Source organism: Microbacterium xylanilyticum, assembly GCF_054654695.1.
Map to the genome: position 1 here is coordinate 1,114,522 of NZ_BAAIEN010000002.1, position 18,806 is coordinate 1,133,327.

Annotated in this window: 14 protein-coding genes; 9 read left to right on the forward strand and 5 right to left on the reverse strand. The window is 71.1% G+C overall.

Annotation, left to right across the window (positions count from 1 at the left end; all coding sequences use genetic code 11):
- The first annotated feature begins 6 nt into the window (after positions 1-6).
- From wecB to ACYQ1L_RS05850, 6 genes are read left to right on the forward strand one after another with little or no spacing between them, the layout of a single operon-like run.
- Positions 7-1,098: a non-hydrolyzing UDP-N-acetylglucosamine 2-epimerase gene (wecB, locus tag ACYQ1L_RS05825; protein WP_460003297.1), complete on the forward strand. Its 1,092-nt coding sequence runs from the start codon at positions 7-9 to the stop codon at positions 1,096-1,098.
- Positions 1,098-2,414: a nucleotide sugar dehydrogenase gene (locus ACYQ1L_RS05830; protein ID WP_460003298.1), complete on the forward strand. Its 1,317-nt coding sequence runs from the start codon at positions 1,098-1,100 to the stop codon at positions 2,412-2,414. Before wecB ends, ACYQ1L_RS05830 begins: the two co-directional genes overlap by 1 nt.
- A gap of 56 nt (positions 2,415-2,470) precedes the next feature.
- A complete protein-coding gene (gene glf, locus ACYQ1L_RS05835; protein WP_460003299.1) occupies positions 2,471-3,607 on the forward strand; it encodes a UDP-galactopyranose mutase in 1,137 nt (378 codons plus the stop codon).
- A gap of 50 nt (positions 3,608-3,657) precedes the next feature.
- The gene (locus tag ACYQ1L_RS05840; protein WP_460003300.1) at positions 3,658-5,610 is read left to right on the forward strand and encodes an acyltransferase family protein; all 1,953 of its coding nucleotides are present in this window, start codon (positions 3,658-3,660) and stop codon (positions 5,608-5,610) included.
- Positions 5,611-5,662: 52 nt separating this feature from the next.
- Entirely contained in the window at positions 5,663-6,457 is a 795-nt protein-coding gene (locus ACYQ1L_RS05845; protein ID WP_460003301.1) for an ABC transporter permease, read from the forward strand.
- Positions 6,457-7,197 carry an ABC transporter ATP-binding protein gene (locus ACYQ1L_RS05850; protein ID WP_460003302.1) on the forward strand — a complete coding sequence of 247 codons (741 nt, stop codon included), beginning with the start codon at positions 6,457-6,459 and terminating at the stop codon, positions 7,195-7,197. Before ACYQ1L_RS05845 ends, ACYQ1L_RS05850 begins: the two co-directional genes overlap by 1 nt.
- Before the next feature lie 38 nt (positions 7,198-7,235).
- Here the strand turns inward: ACYQ1L_RS05850 and ACYQ1L_RS05855 are convergent, their stop codons facing one another.
- From ACYQ1L_RS05855 to ACYQ1L_RS05875, 5 genes are all read right to left on the reverse strand, one after another.
- Positions 7,236-7,829, reverse strand: a complete 594-nt coding sequence (locus tag ACYQ1L_RS05855) for a hypothetical protein (RefSeq protein ID WP_460003303.1) — start codon at positions 7,827-7,829, stop codon at positions 7,236-7,238.
- Positions 7,829-8,791 (reverse strand): glycosyltransferase family 2 protein, encoded by a 963-nt coding sequence (locus ACYQ1L_RS05860; protein ID WP_460003304.1) that lies wholly within the window; start codon positions 8,789-8,791, stop codon positions 7,829-7,831. Before ACYQ1L_RS05860 ends, ACYQ1L_RS05855 begins: the two co-directional genes overlap by 1 nt.
- Positions 8,788-10,674, reverse strand: a complete 1,887-nt coding sequence (locus tag ACYQ1L_RS05865) for a glycosyltransferase (protein ID WP_460003305.1) — start codon at positions 10,672-10,674, stop codon at positions 8,788-8,790. Before ACYQ1L_RS05865 ends, ACYQ1L_RS05860 begins: the two co-directional genes overlap by 4 nt.
- Before the next feature lie 126 nt (positions 10,675-10,800).
- Positions 10,801-12,096, reverse strand: a complete 1,296-nt coding sequence (locus ACYQ1L_RS05870; protein WP_460003306.1) for an O-antigen ligase family protein — start codon at positions 12,094-12,096, stop codon at positions 10,801-10,803.
- Positions 12,093-13,499 carry an O-antigen ligase family protein gene (locus ACYQ1L_RS05875; RefSeq protein ID WP_460003307.1) on the reverse strand — a complete coding sequence of 469 codons (1,407 nt, stop codon included), beginning with the start codon at positions 13,497-13,499 and terminating at the stop codon, positions 12,093-12,095. The genes ACYQ1L_RS05870 and ACYQ1L_RS05875 overlap by 4 nt, the downstream gene beginning before the upstream one ends.
- A gap of 211 nt (positions 13,500-13,710) precedes the next feature.
- Here ACYQ1L_RS05875 and ACYQ1L_RS05880 point away from each other — a divergent pair, with 211 nt between their 5' ends.
- The 3 genes from ACYQ1L_RS05880 (at position 13,711) to ACYQ1L_RS05890 (ending at position 18,768) form a co-directional block, all read left to right on the forward strand.
- Positions 13,711-14,025, forward strand: a complete 315-nt coding sequence (locus tag ACYQ1L_RS05880) for a WhiB family transcriptional regulator (protein ID WP_159576474.1) — start codon at positions 13,711-13,713, stop codon at positions 14,023-14,025.
- Between the two features lie 124 nt (positions 14,026-14,149).
- Positions 14,150-17,371, forward strand: coding sequence for a glycosyltransferase (locus tag ACYQ1L_RS05885; RefSeq protein WP_460003308.1), 3,222 nt, complete (start codon positions 14,150-14,152; stop codon positions 17,369-17,371).
- The gene (locus tag ACYQ1L_RS05890) at positions 17,368-18,768 is read left to right on the forward strand and encodes a DUF5719 family protein (protein WP_460003309.1); all 1,401 of its coding nucleotides are present in this window, start codon (positions 17,368-17,370) and stop codon (positions 18,766-18,768) included. Before ACYQ1L_RS05885 ends, ACYQ1L_RS05890 begins: the two co-directional genes overlap by 4 nt.
- The last annotated feature ends 38 nt before the right edge of the window (positions 18,769-18,806 follow it).

Sequence of the window (18,806 nt, forward strand, 5' to 3'; positions counted from 1 at the left end):
TGATCCGTGAAGATCGTCAGCGTCGTCGGTGCGCGCCCGCAGTTCGTCAAGCTCGCTCCCATCCACCGCGCCGCCGTCGCGGCGGGCGTCGAGCACGTGATCGTGCACACCGGACAGCACTACGACCCGATGCTCTCGGACGTCTTCTTCGAGGACCTCGGCATCGGCGCCCCGGACGTGCATCTCGGCGTGGGCAGCGGCAGCCACGGAGTGCAGACCGGGGCGATGCTGGCGGCGCTGGACGGGGTGCTCGATGAGCATCGACCGGACTGGGTCCTCGTCTACGGCGACACGAACTCGACGGTCGCCGCTGCTCTGAGCGCCGTGAAGATGCACATCCCGGTCGCCCACCTCGAGGCCGGGCTCCGCAGCTTCAACCGACGCATGCCCGAGGAGCACAACCGGGTGATGACCGACCACGCCGCGGACCTCCTGCTCGCGCCCACCCGCGTCGCGGTGGAGCACCTCACCAGGGAGGGCCTGGCCGAGCGCACGGTGCTGGTCGGTGACGTGATGACCGATGTCCTCCTGCAGGTCCGTGACGAGCTGCAGGGGTCGCCCTCCGCCCTCGTGCGCGAGCTCGGCCTCACGCCCGGCGGGTTCCATGTCGCGACCATCCATCGAGCCGAGAACACCGACGACCCGGCGCGCCTCGCGGAGATCGTGGGCGGTCTCGCCGCTCTCGACCGTCCGGTCGTGCTCCTCGCGCACCCCCGGGTCGTCGCGAAGGCGGCCGAACACGGGATCGCGTTGAGCACCGGGTCCCTGATCGCGCACGCACCGCTCGCGTATCCCGATCTCATCGCCGCCGTGCTGTCCAGCGCGGGTGTCATCACGGATTCCGGCGGTCTGCAGAAGGAGGCGTTCCTGCTGCGCATCCCGTGCACCACGGTCCGCACCGAGACGGAGTGGGTGGAGACGGTCGAGCTGGGATGGAATATTCTTACCGGAACCGCCGAGGAGATCGCGGCAGCGGCGTCGCGGAGCCGACCGGCTGAAACCGCGGCTGAGCCCTACGGAGACGGCCACGCCGCCGAGCGGGTCGTCGAGATACTGCGGAATGCGCGGCAAGCCCATTCGCAGACGGAAGGAAACTGATGCGCATCGCCGTCGTCGCCCTCGGCAAGATCGGGCTCCCCCTCGCCGTCCAGTTCGCCGAATCCGGGCACGACGTCATCGGCGTCGACGTCAGCGCGGAGACCGTCGAGGCGGTGAACTCCGGCGTCCCGCACTTCCCGGGCGAGGCCGGGCTCGCCGACAAGCAGGCCGCGGTCGTCGCCGCGGGCCGGCTGCGCGCGACCACCGACTACGCCGAGGCCGTCCCGGGCGCCGACGCCGTGGTCGTGGTGGTGCCGCTCGTGGTCGACGAGGTGACCAGCCTCCCCGACTTCGCCTGGATGGACGCCGCGACGCGCGCCCTGGCGGCGGAGCTCACGCCGGGGACGCTCGTCAGCTACGAGACGACCCTGCCGGTCGGGACCACGCGCGATCGGTTCGCGCCGATGCTGGAAGAGGGATCCGGCCTGACCGAGGGGGAGGACTTCCACCTCGTCTTCTCGCCCGAGCGGGTCTACTCGGGGCGGATCTTCGCCGACCTCCGGAAGTACCCGAAGCTGATCGGAGCCCTCTCCGCAGAGGGGGCGCGCCGCGCGAGGGCGTTCTACGAGAGCGTGCTGCAGTTCGATCCGCGCGACGACCTCGCCCGGCCGAACGGCGTCTGGGATCTGGGCACCGCCGAGGCCGCGGAGCTGGCCAAGCTCGCGGAGACCACGTACAGGGACGTGAACATCGGCCTGGCCAACCAGTTCGCGCTGTTCTCCGCCGCCCACGGCATCGACGTCTACCAGGTGATCGACGCCTGCAACTCGCAGCCCTTCAGTCACATCCACCGGCCGGGGATCGCGGTCGGCGGTCACTGCATCCCGGTCTACCCGAAGCTCTACCTCTCGACCGATCCCGACGCGGACATCGTGCGCACGGCCCGCGCCGTGAACGAGTCCATGCCGGAGCGCATGGTGTCGCAGGCGGCGAGCGTGCTCGGCCCGCTCGCCGGCCTGCGGGCGGTCGTGCTCGGCGCCGCCTACCGCGGCGGCGTCAAGGAGACGGCGTTCTCGGGCGTCTTCCCGCTCGTGCAGGCGCTGCGCGAGCGCGGCGCCCAGGTGACCGTGCACGACCCGCTGTACACCGACGCCGAGCTCACGCGTCTCGGGTTCGAGCCCCACACGATGGGTGCGGAGGCGGACCTGGCGATCCTGCACACGGACCACGCCGAGTACCGCGCGCTGAGCCCCCAGGACGTCCCCGGGGTCCGACTGCTCGTGGACGGGCGTGCCGCCACGGACGCGTCCCTCTGGGCGGGCACGCCCCGCCTCGTGCTCGGCGCCGCGGAGGTCGTCGCGGAGGCCGTGGTCTGACCCCGCTCGCGCGCCCCTGAGACCGGCGCTCAGGTACGCGCCGATACGATGGGGGAATGGATCTTCTCGTCGTCGGGTCGGGTTTCTTCGGCCTCACCATCGCCGAGCGCGCCGCCGCGGCGGGCCGCAAGGTCACGGTCATCGACCGCCGTCATCACATCGGCGGCAACGCGTACAGCGAGGACGAGCCGACCACCGGCATCGAGGTCCACCGCTATGGAGCTCATCTCTTCCACACGTCGAACCCGACGGTGTGGGAGTACGTGAACCGCTTCACGACCTTCACGAACTACGTGCACCGCGTGTACTCGACGCACAAGGGCGAGGTGTACCCGCTGCCGATCAACCTCGGCACCATCAACCAGTTCTTCCGCGCCGCGTACACGCCGGACGAGGCGCGGGCACTGATCGCTTCCCAGGCCGGGGAGTTCGACGCGCACGAGGCGAAGAACCTCGAGGAGCGCGGAATCGGCCTGATCGGCCGACCGCTGTTCGAGGCCTTCATCAAGGACTACACCGCCAAGCAGTGGCAGACCGATGCACGCGAGCTGCCGGCGTCCATCATCAGCCGGCTCCCGGTGCGATACAACTACGACAACCGCTACTTCAACGACACGTGGGAGGGGCTTCCCACCGACGGCTACACCGCGTGGCTCGAGCGGATGGCCGACCACCCCAACATCGACGTGCGGCTCAACGTCGACTTCTTCGACGAGACGCAGCCGCTGAACAAGAAGGCGACCGTCGGCCAGGTGCCGATCGTCTACACCGGCCCCGTGGACCGCTACTTCGACTACGCCGAGGGCGAGCTCGGCTGGCGCACGATCGACCTCGAGGAGGAAGTGCTCGACGTGGGCGACTTCCAGGGCACGAGTGTGATGAACTACCCCGACGCCGACGTCCCCTTCACGCGCATCCACGAGTTCAAGCACTTCCACCCGGAGCGCGCCGACCGCTACCCGACGGACAAGACCGTCATCATGCGCGAGTTCTCCCGCTTCGCCGAGCGCGGCGACGAGCCCTATTACCCGGTCAACACCGCGAACGACCGCACCGGGCTGCTCGCGTACCGCGAGCTCGCGAAGGGGGAGCAGGACGTGCTCTTCGGCGGTCGCCTGGGCACCTACCAGTACCTGGACATGCACATGGCCATCGGGTCCGCACTGTCGATGTGGAACAACCAGCTCGCATGACGGCGTCGACTTCCGCCCTTCGCGGAGGTCGGGGGGACTCCGCGCCGAGCATGGCGTACCGCAACGACATCGACGGTCTGCGGGCCGTGGCCGTCGTCCTTGTCGTCGTCTACCACGTCTGGTTCGACCGGGTCTCCGGCGGCGTCGACGTCTTCCTGATCGTCTCGGCCTTCTTCCTGACGCTCAGCTTCGCCCGGCGCGTCCGCGACGGCGAGGCGCTGCGGATCCCGGCGTTCCTGCTCGCGAGATTCCGCAGGCTGATGCCCGCCGCCGCGGTGACGATCGCCGCGGTCCTGGGCGCCGCCTGGCTGCTCATGCCGGCCACCGCCTGGCCGCAGCTGTGGCGCGAGGGATGGGCCAGCGTCGGCTACGTGCAGAACTGGGTGCTCGCGGCGACGGGGGTGGACTACTACGCGCGGGATCAGGCGCTGCCCTCGCCGCTGCAGCACTTCTGGTCCCTCTCCGTGCAGGGCCAGGTCTTCGTGCTCTGGCCGTTCATCTTCCTCCTCGGCGCCGTCCTCGCGCGCCGGCTGAAGCGCTCGCCGACGGTGATCCTCGCGATCCTGTTCGGCATGGTCTTCGCCGGCTCGCTGACCTTCTCGATCATCGAGACGCAGGAGATCCAGACGCTCGCGTACTTCGACACCCGCACCCGCCTCTGGGAGTTCGCGGCGGGGTCGCTGGTGGCGCTGGCGCTCCCGAGCATCCGGCTGCCGAAGGCCGTGCGCGCCGTGCTCGGCTGGATCGGGCTCATCGCCATCCTCATCTGCGGCATCGTGATCGACGTCCGCGGGGGCTTCCCCGGCTATCTGGCGCTGTGGCCGGTCCTCGCCACGGCGTTCGTCATCATCGGCGGCGCGGACGACGGCGGCTGGGGACCCTCGCGTCTGCTCGGGGCCCGGCCCATCCGCGCGATGGGCAAGGACGCCTACGCGCTGTACCTCGTGCACTGGCCGATCCTCATCCTGACCCTGACCGTGCTGGGCCGCACGCGGGCCGACATCCTCACCGGGGCCGCGGTCGTGGCCGCCTCCTTCGTGATGGCCCGGATCCTGCGCGTGTGCGTCGAGAAGCCGCTCATGCCGAGGGCGGGCGCACCGCGCGCGTGGCAGCGCAACGCGGGCGTGCTGCTCGCGTGCGTGGTGCTCGTCGCGGCCGTCCTGGTCCCGTGGCAGACGATCACCCGGATCCAGGCGGATGAGGCCGCCGCCGCAGCGCGCGACACGAGCGATGTGGCGAAGACCGCAGCGCCGCCGGGAACCGGGCCGCTCGTCCCGCAGCCGATCGACCTGGACGACGAGTGGGTCTCCCTGGAGGAGGCGTGCTCCGGACGGCTGGCGCCGCAGGACGAGTCGCTCCAGGAGGGCTGCGCCCAGACTCCGGGCGCGGCCGATGCGGCCACGCTCGTCGTCGCCGTCGGCGATTCGCACACGGAGCAGATGCTCGGCGCGCTGATGCCCGTCGCGGAGCAGAAGGGGTGGGGCCTCGTCTCGCTCCTGCACGGCGGCTGCTCGCTCGCGGATCACCCGCCCGGGACCGAGCTCGCCGACAAGTGCGCGGACTGGCGGAGGGCGGCGATCGATCAGGTCGTCGCGCTCAAGCCCGCCGCGGTCTACACGGTGATGACGGCGGCCGTCGCCGACGACCCGGGGGAGCAGCTGATCGAGGGCGCGTCCGACCTCGTGGACGAGTTCCAGGCTGCCGGCATCGCGGTGATCGCCGTCCGGGACAACCCGCGCTCGCAGTCCGATCTGTACCAGTGCGCGCTGGACCGGCTCGACTGCGACCGGGCCGTCGGGTCCGCGCTCGCCGCGAGCAACCCGGTGGACGGTCTCGGCGACCGCGTGATCCCGGTGGACTTCACCCCGTGGATCTGCCCGCAGGGCCGCTGCATCACGCGCTCGGGGAACCTCGCGCTCTACCTGGACGACAACCACCTCACCCATGCCTTCACGACCCGGCTCGCCGGTCCTCTGCGGGCCCAGCTGACGAGGCTGTCGTGATCGCCGCGAGGCGGCGCCGGGTGGCCGTCCCGGGCCTCGATAGGATCGGAGCGTGACGGTGACCGAAGTGCGCGGAGGCGGGATCTCCCGACGCTACTTCCACTCCCTCTGGCTGCTGTCGGCGCGCGACCTCCGGGTGAGGTATGCGACGAGCGTGCTCGGATACCTGTGGTCGGTCCTGGATCCGCTCGTGATGAGCGCCATCTACTGGTTCGTGTTCACCCAGGTGTTCCACCGCGGTCAGGTCGGGGAGCAGCCCTACATCGTCTTCCTCATCACGGCGCTGCTGCCCTGGGTGTGGTTCAACACGGCGGTGGGCGAGTTCACCCGGGCGTTCAAGAAGGATGCGCGGCTGATCCGCTCCACGGCGATCCCGCGGTCGATCTGGGTGGTCCGCGTCATCCTCACCAAGGGCCTGGAGTTCACCTTTGCGATCCCGGTGCTGGTGCTCTTCGCGGTGTTCGCCGGCGCGCAGGCGAACTGGTCGCTGCTGCTGTTCCCGGTCGCGATGATCTGGCAGACCGTGCTGCTGATCGGGCTCGGCCTGCTCATCGCCCCGCTGTGCGTGCTCTGGACCGATCTCGAGCGCACCACGGCCCTGATCCTGCGCGCCCTGTTCTACGTCTCGCCGATCATCTACGGCTTCCGGGACCTGCCGCACCAGCTGCACTTCCTCGGCGCGCTCAACCCCCTGTCCGGCATCTTCACGCTGTACCGCGTGGGCCTGTTCCCGGGGCAGTGGCAACCGGAGCCGGTCATCATCGGCGCCGTCGTCACCCTGGTCTTCCTCGCGCTCGGCCTGCTCACCTTCCGCTCGCTCGAGCGCGACGTGCTGAAGGAGCTGTGATGGCCGAGGAGCGCACCGCGATCGAGGTCGACGGGCTCGGCGTGCGGTTCCGCCTGGGCCGACGCGGCCGGCGCAGTGTCAAGGACCTCTTCGCCGGCAAGAAGCGGCGCAATCGCCCGGGGGAGTTCTGGGCCCTGCGGGGCGTGTCGTTCCGCGTGCGCCACGGCGAGGCGATCGGAGTGGTCGGCCGCAACGGACAGGGCAAGTCGACGCTGCTGAAGCTCGTCGCGGGCGTGCTGCTGCCCGATGAGGGGCACGTGCGCGTGCACGGGGGCGTCGCACCGCTCATCGAGCTCACCGGCGGGTTCGTCGGCGACCTCACCGTGCGCGAGAACGTCCGCCTCACGGCGGGGCTGCACGGCATGGGGCGCGCCGAGGTCTCCGCGCGCTACGACGACATCATCGACTTCGCCGAGCTGGAGAAGTTCCAGGACACCCCGTACAAGCACCTCTCCAACGGCATGAAGGTGCGCCTGGCGTTCTCCGTGGTGTCGCAGCTCGAGGAGCCCATCCTGCTCGTCGACGAGGTGCTCGCGGTGGGCGACAAGGCCTTCCGGGACAAGTGCTACCGGCGCATCGACGAGCTGCTCGCCGACGGTCGCACGCTGTTCTTCGTCTCGCACAACGAGAAGGACCTGCGTCGCTTCTGCACGCGGGGGCTGTATCTGGACAAGGGCGCCCTCGTGCTGGATGCGCCGATCGCCGAGGTGCTGGACCGGTACAACGCCGACAACTCCTGAGCGCTCGTCATGACGATCGCCCAGGAGCCGTCGCGGGGTCAGAGCCCGACGAGCCCGCGGAGCCCTTCGAGAGCGGATCGCGCGTCGGCGAGCGCGGCGGACGCATCCGTGCCGCCCGCATACGCCGCGCGCAGCGCCTGCAGCTTCGTCGCGTAGGTGTTGACCGCCTGGCCCCAGGCGGAGGCGATCGAGGACGGCGGGGCCTGCCCGGCGAGGTACTGGGCGTCGGTCTGCAGCGAGTCGATGACCTGCACGGCCGTGTCGCCGCTCTGGCCCTGCGCGATGCCGAGACCGCGGGACGCATCGTCCAGACGCGGCTGCACCTGGGTGCGGAACTGGTCGACCGAAGGATCCGGAACTGGCGGCGGCGTGGTCGCCGGGGTCGTCGGCAGAGCGGTCGGGGTGGTCGTCGGACGGGGCGAGACGGTCGGGGTCGCCGACGTCGACGCGGAGGCCGAGGGGGTCGGCGTCGGCGCCGGTGCTCCGTCGCCGTGCGGGATGAGGAAGAGCACCACGACGGCGGCGGCGATCAGCGCCGCGACGACCAGCCCGATGATCAGGGCGATGCGGCCGCCGCGCCGCTTCGGCTCCTCCGGGAAGATCCAGACGGCTTCCGGCTTCTGCTCGCTCATCAGTCCTCCAGGGCCGGCATGGGGCGCCAGCTGCGGTCGCGGCCGATCTTCCCGCCGTCGCGCAGACCGCGGAACAGGTTGCTGGTGCCGCGCACGGTGCGCTCGACGAAGATCAGGCGGATGAGCTCCTTGGCGAAGGTCATCGCGGTGCCGAGCCCGAACAGCACGGGGTTGTAGACCTCGTGCACGCGGTAGTACTGCTTCAGGTACGCGCGGTTGCGCATGATGTAGTACCGGTACGCGTTGCTGGAGGCGTTCATGTGCCGGATGCCCATGTCCCACTGCCGGATCTCGCGCGTGCGGCGGAGCACGAACTCGTCCACGATCACGGCCTGGGTGCGGCGGGAGGCGAGCCAGCCGTACATCTGATCGTCCCAGTAGATGAAGAAGCGCGGATCGGGGAGCCCGATCTCCTTGACGATCGACCGGTGGATGAACATGCCCTCGAAGCAGCCGCTGTTCATCGGCTTGAAGCCCGTGGCGTCGAAGCCCGCCGGGGCGAACGGGATCGGGATGCCCATCCTCTCCGCGATCCGGTACTGCCAGTAGAACGCGCTGCCGTCGTAGTCGTAGCGCCGGCCCTGGATGCTCTTGAAGCGCGGCGCCCAGGCGCCCATGCGGGCGAGGCCGTCCGGAAGCACCTCCACGTCGTCGTCCATCATCCAGATCCATTCGGATCCGAGCTCGTACGCGGTGCGCATGCCCTCGCTGAACCCGCCGGATCCTCCTGTGTTCGTCTCCAGGCGGCGGTACACGATCTCGGTGCCGATGCGCAAGCGGAAGCTGTCGACCACGTCGGTGGTGTCGTCCGAGGAGGCGTTGTCGATGATGACGACTCTGCCGGGCTTCGGGTCCATCCGCACGATGCTCTCCAGCAGTCCCTGCAGCAGATGCGAGCGGTTGAAGGTGACGATCACGATCGTCGCCGTGGACGGGTCGAAGCCGGTACCGACCGGGGTCATGCGCTCTCCTCGAAGGTCGACCGCCACGATTCGCTCGAGACGAGCTCGGGCAGGGCGTCCCGGTACTCCTGCTGGAGCTGAGGCCAGCGGCGCTGCAGCTCGCGGTGCAGGCGAAGACTCTGCATCAGCAGGGAGCGGAACTTCCGGCGGTCGCGGATGTAGACGTTGTGCCCCGAACCGTCGGCGGCGCTGACGAGGGCGCTCGTGAAGCACGGTACCCGCCACCAGTGCGCGTCTCCCTTGCCGAACTCGACTTCGGGCATCTCCTCGTCGCGGGGGCTGCTGCCGCGGAACCAGTGCGCGAGCAGCGTGTAGGCCGTGAACCACCGGAGCCGCAGACCGGTCGGATTGTCGAGATCCTGTGGTTTGGTGGGCCGCAGCTCGATACGCCCCTGGCGAGTGCGCATCGGCACCCCGGTATCGCTGTATGTCCGCGTCTCCGGGAACGAGGAGGCGAGAGCACGCGCCTCGGGCATCGCGGTGCCGAGGTTCTCGCGGAGGTGTCGGGGTCCGGACAGCACGTCGCGGAGCGCCTTCATCCGGAGAGCGACGGGGTAGTACTGCATCATCATCAAGTGCTTGAGGTCGACACGACGGCTATGCCGGATGAGCGTGCCGCCCTGCGGCACGCGCGAGTGCAGAAGTGCGCTCACGATCCGATTGCGGGCGTGGAAATAGGCCTGCCAGTCGATCGAGTCGTCCTTGCCGACCCACGACACGTGCCAGAGCGCGACGCCGGGCAGCGACACCGTCGGAAATCCGGCCTCGCCGGCGCGGAGGCAGAACTCGGCGTCGTCCCACTTGATGAACGCCGGCAGGGACAAACCGACAGCACGGATCACTTCGACGGGGATGAGGCACATCCACCAGCCGTTGTAGTCCGCGTCCAAGCGCATGTGCAGGATCGGGTCCTGGCGGAGGTTCGTCGCCGAGAAGTCGTGCGGCATGTCCTCCTGGAACAGGGTGCGCCACATGAACGGCGCCTGGTCCACGACCTCCGCCCACGCGTGCAGCTTGGGCCGGTCGAGCAGATCGAACATGTGCGCCCCGACCAGGGTCGGCACCGTGGCGAAGCGACCGAACGTGATCGAGCGGCGCAGCGACTCCGGCTCGATCCGGACGTCGTCGTCGAGCAGTTGCACGAAATCGCTATCCGGGCGCTGCAGAGTCTCCAGCATCGCTCGCGAGAAGCCGCCGGATCCGCCCAGGTTCGGCTGTGTGATGATCTGCAGCGTATCCCCGAGATCTTCAGCGATCGCCGGATACTCATCCCGCTCGTCCACGCGCTGCGTGCCCTGATCGATGACAAAGATGCGGTCGATGACCTCGAGGGCGTCCGGGGCGTCGATCAGCGCACGGAGGGTTCGTACGCAATAGTCGGGCTTGTTGAACGTCGTGATCCCCAAAGATGCCTTGCCCACGCGCACCGGCTCGTGTTCGGTCGTCCATTCGCCGCCCTCGAACGTGGCCTCGTTGCGGTCGGTCACGATGTCGAACCAGATCCAGCCACCGTCGCTGTACTGGTTCAGGGTGAGGTCGAAAGCGCTCTCGGCGGTGCCGTCGACCTCGCGCGTTGCGATGCGCTGCCGAATTCCGGTTCCGGTCGAGCGGTACACCACCACCGTGGCGCGCCCTTGGGTGCGCACCGTCAGCCGGACAGTGCGCACCTCGGTCCAGTGCTGCCAGTAGGAGGCGGGGAAGGCGTTGAAATAGGACGCGAAGGAGATCCGGCGTCCGGCGCCGATCCGTGCGCGAGACCGCCCCAGCACGTCGCCGAGGTGAGCGCGCGCGGAGAAGCGCACGGGCGCGTCATCGATGACCGACCAAGTCTCGGGATCCGTGTAGAGCGGAAGAAGGTCTGGGTCCCGTTCCAGGGGAAACACGACATTCTGCAGAACGTGGGTCAAGACGGAGGCTCCAATGAGGTGAGTTGCGCGCTGAACCGCGGCTCCAACCAGACTACCCGTCGCTCCTTCGTGTTCCGCCGTGCCTCGCGCGGTGCCGACGCCTCAGCGATCGGGCAGCGGCGTAGAGCTCGTCTGCACCGCGTCGATGTTCTCCCGCCAGGATCGCGACTGCCCGGCGCGCAGCGCGCACAGCACGAGCAGGAACCAGCCGGGGCCGGTGAGCGTGAAGCTCTCGAACGCCGAGTCCACCGCCAGCGCCACGAGCACCAGGGGAGTCCATGCGTAGACGACCGAGCGGCGCACGCTCGCGACGAGCCAGGCCCGCACCAGCGCGATGCCGCCGAGCAGGCTGAACAGCAGCAGGCCCCCGCCGCCGACCTGCAGCAGGGCGTCGAAGAACGCGTTCAGTGCGCTGCCGTGATGGTCGTTCGTGAAGTAGTTGATGCTGTTGAACGGATACAGGTCGTCGTTCCACAGTCCGAACCAGCCCCATCCCTGCGACGGGCGCTGCTGCACGTAGCCGAGCAGCGTCGTCCACAGCTCGACCCGATTGTTGAAGTCGCTCCCGGCGTCGAGCAGGGCGATGATGCGCTGGCGCAGCACCGCCGCCGCGATGAGGGCGACCAGCACGCCGGTGCCGATCGTCCACTGCAGCGGGCGGCGCTTCGCGGGTGCCGTCTGGCGCACCATCACGAGAGCCACGCTCGCGATGCCCACGACGGTGGCCAGCACGAGCACGGTGGGGGAGGCCGAGAACAGGGCGAGGAACCCGGCGACGACGACCGAGGGGATCGCGATGGCCGCGGCGAGCGACTGCGAACGCCACTCCACGACGAACGTGATCACCGCGATCACCGCGATGAGCCCGAGCATGTTGCGCGTGCCGAACAGCCCCTGGATCGGTCCGCCTTCGGCCAGCCTGCCCTGGATCCCGAGGAAGCGGAACGGCATGTCGAGGAGGATGCCGCTCATGATCTCGGCGATGACCGACGCGGCGAGCAGGATCCGCAGGGCGTCGCCGAGCGCCCGCACGGTCTGCAGGGTGTCCCTGATGTGGCCGATGACCACGGCGATGATCGCGTAGCCGGCGAGGGCGGCCCAGCCCTTCACGGTCGCGGTGGGCGCGGTGGACCAGAGCGTGCTGGTCAGGGTCCAGGCGAGGAAGGCGAGCAGGGTCGACGGCGCGATGCGCAGCGGGCTGAGCTCCTCCCGCCGCACCCACAGGATCCCGAGGCCGATCACGCAGAGCACGGCGATGATCGTGTTCCGGGTGGCCGGCGACGTGAACGCGCCGATCGCGAACGAGCCGAACACCGACAGCAGCGCGCAGGTCGTGTAGGCGCGGGCCATCTCGACCGAGGCGAGCGTCCTCGCCAATCGCCGCCGGGGAGTGGTCATGCGGTCCGCCGGCGCGACTGCGGCGGCGCGCCCTCGCCAGGACCGGATCCCACGAACGGCGAGATCTTCATCTTGAACGACAGCAGGATCACGAGCAGCCAGCCCCACAGCATGATCGGCGTGGATTCGGCGAGGCCGAGCACCAGGAGCATCGCGACGAGCACGGTCGGCAGCAGGGAGAGCGCAGCGTACGGACGGTCGCGCACGAGATCCCATCGCGGCCGGTCGACGGCGAAGAACCACGCCCGCCACGCGAAGGCGAAGAAGACGATGGCGATGAGCAGGACGCCGACCGCGCCGAGCTGCAGGAACGCGTCCAGCCACATGTTGTGCGCCATGAACACGGTGATGCGATGGTCGACGATCCAGCCGTGGAACGCCGGGTCCCAGGGAACCCAGGGGGAGGAGTAGCCGTTGCCGAACACCGGGTGCTGCACGGCGCGCTCCCACACCTTGCGCCAGATCTCGACGCGGCCGGTGAGGTCGCTCGACTTGCCGAGGGCCCCGAAGATCGCGTCCCGTGCGAGCCAGATCGCCGCTGCCCCGACGAGCGCCACGACGCTGAACAGGGCGTACATCCTGCCCCGGCCACGCGGGGTCTCCGCGCGGCGCATGAGGAGCGCGGCGCCGAGCACCAGCGCCCCCACGGCGAGGGAGGCGTACGCCGTGGCGGATCCGGCGCGCAGGAGCAGGAACCCCGCCAGCACGATCCAGACGAGCAGCGCGGGCCGCCGTCGCGCCCCCTGCGCGTACAGGAGCGCGAAGACCACGAGCGCGATCGCGCACAGGATGCCCAGGGTGTTGGAGTTTCCGACGATGCCCTGCACCCGTCCGCCGTCGAGCAGATCCCCGCGCACCCAGTACCAGTGCGGATCCGGCCTGCCCGGCGGCAGGTCGGAGAAGAACGGCAGCAGCGGATGGCGCAGGACCAGGGCGACCCACAGCTCGAGCAGCAGCGACAGGCCGATCACCCACTTCAGCGCGCTGGCGAGCGCGCGCGCGATCTCGTGCCAGCTCAGCGTGAACGCGATGAACAGCGCCACCACGGTGATCGGCGCATTCAGCGCCCACGTGAGCAGCGTCGCCGCCGGCCAGCCCGACCACAGCACGGACAGCAGGGCGAGCGCCAGGTATCCGAGGGCGGTCCATGGCAGCCGCCGCCAGGGGAACCGCACCGGGCGCGCCAGCACGATCCGCGGCACGGCGAGGCCCAGGGTGCCCAGCAGCAGCACGCCGAGCACGACCGCTGCCCCGTCGAGGCCGAGGAGGTTGAACACCGCCGTGTGCGCGAACACGCCGAACAGCAGCAGCACGATGTGCGCGCGCAGCAGCAGGTGCCCGGTGGACTCGCGTGCCGGTGCGCTCGGCGGGGGTGCCGTGGAGAGTCGGGAGTGCTGCGCCATCGTGGTTCAGAGTACCCCGCGGGCCTTCGCCGGGCGGGAGCACGAGCCGGTCTCCGACACGCCGATGCGACACGCCGGGTGCGTCGAAGAACGTTCAACGGATGCTTGAGGGTTTACGATCCGCGACTTGACCCACGGGAATGACACGGGTGTAATTAGTTATGCGACGCGGCCCGCGGGGCACCCGGGGGGAAACGAGGGAGAGGGCGACATGACGGCTTACCGTTCAGACGTTCCCGACGACTGGTTCGTCGATCCGGTCCACTTGGGGGTGCCGGGCGTCCGCCGTCCGACCGAGGATGACAACGCCCTCGCCTGGCAGAGCGAGGCGCTGTGCGCCCAGACCGACCCGGAGGCCTTCTTCCCGGAGAAGGGCGGATCGACCCGCGACGCCAAGCGGATCTGCACCTCCTGCGACGTCCGAGGGGAGTGCCTCGAGTACGCGCTGAACAACGACGAGCGCTTCGGCATCTGGGGCGGCCTGTCCGAGCGCGAGCGCCGCAAGCTCAAGCGCCGCGCCGTCTGAGGCGTCGACGGGGCCCGTCGACCGGGACGGGATCCGCTGCGCACTGATGCGTCCGCCGGGAAATCGGGGACGCGCCCAGCCGGAATCCGACCCGCCACGCCTGCCCGCTTAGGCTGACCCCGTCATGTCTGCCCGTGTACACGCCGTCCTCGTCGCCCGTCCGGGGTCGACCTCCCTCGCGCGCCTGCTGCGCGCCCTCGATGCGCTTGCGGCGCAGACGCGTCGGCCCGACGCGCTGACGATCGTCGCCTGCGGGCCCTCTTCAGCGCTCCGCAGCAGTGCGCGCGTCGCGCAGGCGGCGGAAGCCGTGATCGAGACCAAGGCGTCGACGACGCTCGCCTCGGCGGTGGCGCTGGCCCTTCCCCGCGTCGCGAAGGATGCGGCCCTGTGGATCCTCACCGAGGACTGCGCGCCCGCTCCCGCCGCCCTCGAGCAGCTCGCCGGCGCACTGGAGCGCTCGCCCGCCGCGGCGATCGCGGCGCCGAAGCTGCTCAGCGATGTCGACGAGCACCGCATCGCGTCCTTCGGGCAGAGCATGACGCGATTCGGACGCGCGGTCGATCCCGCGCGCGGCGAGCTCGATCAGGGCCAGCACGACGGACAGGACGACGCGCTCGGCGCGGACGTGCGCGGCATGCTGGTGAGAGCGGGTCGCGGGCTGCGTCCGGACCCCGGCCTGGGCGGGCGCGACGAGGGCCTCGACCTCGGCATCCGTGCGCGTCTGGCCGGCGGACGCATGGTGCTGGCGGCGGGGGCCCGCATCGCTGTCGACGACGCCGCCGCGACGGAGGGCACGGCTGCCGATGCGTTCGCCCGACGTCGTGCGCAGCTGCACCGCCGCCTGAGCTATGCGCCCGCTGCTGCCGTTCCGCTGCACTGGCTCTCGCTGCTGCCGCTCGCGCTCTGGCGCTCCATCACGCATCTCACCGGCAAGCGTCCCGCCGCGGTGCTGCCGGAGTGGGGCGCGGCCGCGGTCGCGATGGCCTCCGGCGCCGCCGTGGCTCGCTCGCGCCGGGCGATCCGCGCGGAGCGCAGCGCGACGTGGGCGAGCATCGCACCGCTGCGGATGACGCGGTCGCAGCTGCGCGAGCGCCTCGACGACGGCCACGGCACCGAGGCGGGCGTGCACGAGGAGCTCGGCTTCTTCTCCGGCGGCGGCGCCTGGGCGGTGCTCGCGGCGCTGGTCGCCGGCGTGGCGCTGTTCGCGTCGCTGCTGGCGTGGCCGGCCCTCGGAGGGGGCGCCCTGCTGCCGCTGCGGCAGACCGTCGCGGCGCTGTGGCGCGACGCCGCCTACGGCCTGCGCGGCTTCGGAGTCGATGTAGTCGGCCCCGCGGATCCGTTCGCCGGCGTCATCGCGATGCTCGGGTCGCTGTGGCCGGGGTCGCCCTCGTTCGCGCTGGTCCTGCTGTGGGTCGCCGCGTTCCCGCTCGCGATGCTTGGCGGCTGGTTCGCCGCCACACGGATCACCGATCGTCCGGGACTGCGGATCCTCGCCGGCACCGTGTGGGCGCTCGCCCCGACGTTCCTCGCGGCGCTCTCCGAAGGGCGTCCCGCCGCCGTGCTGCTGCACCTGCTGCTGCCCTGGGTCTTCCACACCGCCCTCGTCGCCCACCGCTCCTGGGGCGCTGCCGGCGCGGCGTCGCTGCTGATCGCGGCCGGGCTCGCCTGCGCTCCATCGCTCGCCCCGGCGTTCGTGCTGCTGTGGCTGATCGCGATCGTGTGGCTGCTGGCCCGTCGCTCGGTGCGTGGCGCCGTGCGTATGGTGTGGGTGCTGATCCCGGCGGTGGTCGTCTTCGCGCCGCTGGCGATCTGGCAGGCGGCGCACGGCACGCTGTGGAGCCTGCTGTCGGATCCGGGAGCGATCGTGGCCGCGCCGCAGGCGACCCCGGATGCCGCCGGTCGGCTGGCGCTGCTGAGCGGGCTGCCGACGATGGACCAGGCCGGCTGGCCGGCGCTTCTGCAGGTGCAGAGCGCTCCCTGGGTGCTCTGGCTCGTCGCCCCGCTCGGCCTGCTGGCGCTCGTCTCGACGATCACGCGGCGCTGGAGCGTCGGGATCGGCTCCCTTCTCGTCGCCGCGGCGGGACTCGCCACGGCGTTCGCGGTCGTGGGCATCGCCGTCGCGTTCACGCAATCCCAGCCGGTGCCGATCTGGCCCGGGACGGCGCTCAGCCTCGCCTGGATCGGTGCACTCGGGGGTGCGCTCGTCACGCTGGACTGCGCGATCACGCGCCCCGCGTGGCGCGGTCTCGCCGCGGTCGTCGCTGCCGTCGGGGTCGTGGTCTGCGCGGTGCCGACCGGCGTCGCGCTCGTCACCGGCGATGCGGCGATCCACCGCGGCGCCCTGACGACTCTGCCCGCCTATGTGAACGCGCAGGCGCGCGCCGATCGAGAGCTGGGCACCCTGGTGCTGAGCGCGCAGCCCAACGGCTCCCTCGCGACCACCGTGGTCTGGGGCGCGAGCGCGACGCTCGGAGCGCAGGCGACGATGCTCACCACGGCGACCGCCGTGCAGGGCGCGGACATCTCCGAGCTCTCCGTGGATCTCGTGTCGCCGCGGCAGTTCGATGCTCCCAAGGCGCTGGGCGCGCTCGGCGTGCGCTTCGTGCTCGTGGAATCCGCGGCGGAGAAGGAGACCTCGGCCGCACGGACGCTGCGGCTGCAGTCGGCGACCGCGCTGGACCAGCGCACCGGATTCGTGCGGGTGGGGGAGACGCCCCGCGGCGTGCTCTGGCGCATGGAGGCCGAGCCCTCGCCCCGCGCCGAGCTCAGCACGGGCCAGCGCGCCACCGCGCAGCTCGTCGTCACGGTCGAGCTCGTCGTGCTGATCGCGGCGCTGCTGCTGTCCATCCCGACCCGTGCGTCCCGCCGCGCGGCACGCGGCGTCCCGCGCGCGATCGGCGTACTCCCCGAGCGTGCACCCCGGCCGGCGAAGTCCAAGCCGGAACGCGAACGACCGGTGCGCACGCCCCGGAAGCGCAAGGCCCCCGCGGCGTCGCTGGTGATCCCCGGCGCGGTCGCTCCGGGCGAGGCGGACCGGGCCGCAGCCGAAGAGGCGCAGGACGGAGCCGAGGTGCGGCCCGAGGAGACACAGGACGCCGCGCCCGAGCCGCAGCCCGAGGAACCGCAGGGCAGCGCGCCCGAGGAACCCGAGGCGGCTCCCTCCGAGCCGCAGCCCGAGGAACCGCAGGGCAGCGCGCCCGAGGAACCCGAGGCGGCTCCCTCCGAGGCCCAGCCCCAGGAACACACCCCGGCGGATGCCGACATCGAGCACGGCGAACCGGCTGAGGTGGCGCGCGCCGCCCACGGGGATCCCGGATCCGCGTCCGCGAAGGAGGGCGACGAATGAGCACCAGGACCTCCGCCCGTGTCATCGCCACGGGTGCCCGTCTCATCGCCGGCGCCGTGGTCTCCGCCGCGTGCGTGGCGGGTGCCGCCGTCGCGATCCCGACCGCCTGGCCCACCATCGCGCACGCTCCGCAGCACGCCAGGGTCACGCCCGTCGCCGGCGACACGCTGCTCAGCTGCACCGGATCCTTCCTCGCCATCGGGCGCGACGCCACGCAGGCGACGCAGCTCAGCGTGGCGGCGACGCCCCGGCTCGTCAGCGGCGCCGCCGGATCCTCCACGCTGACCCCGATCCAGCTCGGCATGTCCGGGGTGCAGGACGGTGGCGCCGCTCCCGGATTCAGCGCCCCGCCGGACGGCCGCAAGCCCGCGCTCGCCGCCGCGGCGCAGTCGCTGACGGTGAGCGCCGACGACCTCGCCGGTTTCGCGGCCTCGCCGTGCCGGCCGCCCAGCATGGAGTCGTGGATCGTGGGCGGGGCCGGCACCACCGGCTCGGGCGACATCCTGATGATCGCGAACCCGGGCGCGGTGACCGCGAACGTGGTGCTCACCGAGTACGGCTCCCAGGGCGGTACGCACTCGTCCGAGCTCGTCGTCCCCCCGCGGACGCAGTCGACCGTGCCCCTGGTCGCGGGTTCCGCCGGGGAGAGCAGCCCCGTCGTCAAGGTGACCTCCAGCGGAGCGCCGGTGCGGGCGGCGCTGCAATCGAGCCTGATCCGCACACTGGACCCCGTCGGGGTGGACGTGCAGGAGGCGATCGCGCAGCCGCTCAAGGACTTCTCGCTGCTGGGCGTGCACGCGGTCGTGGGCTCCGACGACGACGACAACGCCTCCACCGCCGTGCGCCTGCTGGCGCCGGATGCCGACGCCGCGGTGACGCTGCAGGCCCGCAGCGCCGCGGACGGATCGCGGGTGGGGGATCCCAAGACGGTGAAGCTCCGCGCCGGTCAGGTCGGATCCGTGAACTTCTCCGCGCTGAAGCCCGGACTGTACGCGATCGACGTGACGGCGACCTCGCCGGTCGTCGCCGCGGCCTGGCAGACGACCGGGTTCGTCAAGGGCTCGGACTTCGCCTGGATGACGCCCGCGCCGGTGATCACCGGGGAGACCGCGTTCGCCGTGGCGGACGGCCCGTCGCCGCAGCTGCATCTGCAGAACGCATCCGATCAGCCCACGACCGTGCAGGTCTCACCCGTCGGCGGGGGCAAGGCGCAGAGCATCGCCCTCAAGGCGGGCGGCGCGGCCACGGTCGCGGTGGGCGCCTCCACCGTGTACACGCTGACGTCGCCGACGGCAGTGCGGGCGGCCGTGGTCTACTCCGGCACCGGACGGCTGGCGGGTTACCCGGTGTGGGCGGCGGACGCCGCCGCGGCGCCCATCACCGTGTATCAGCGCTAGCCGACTGCGGGCGCGGCCGCCGGGGCGTCGAGCGCGCC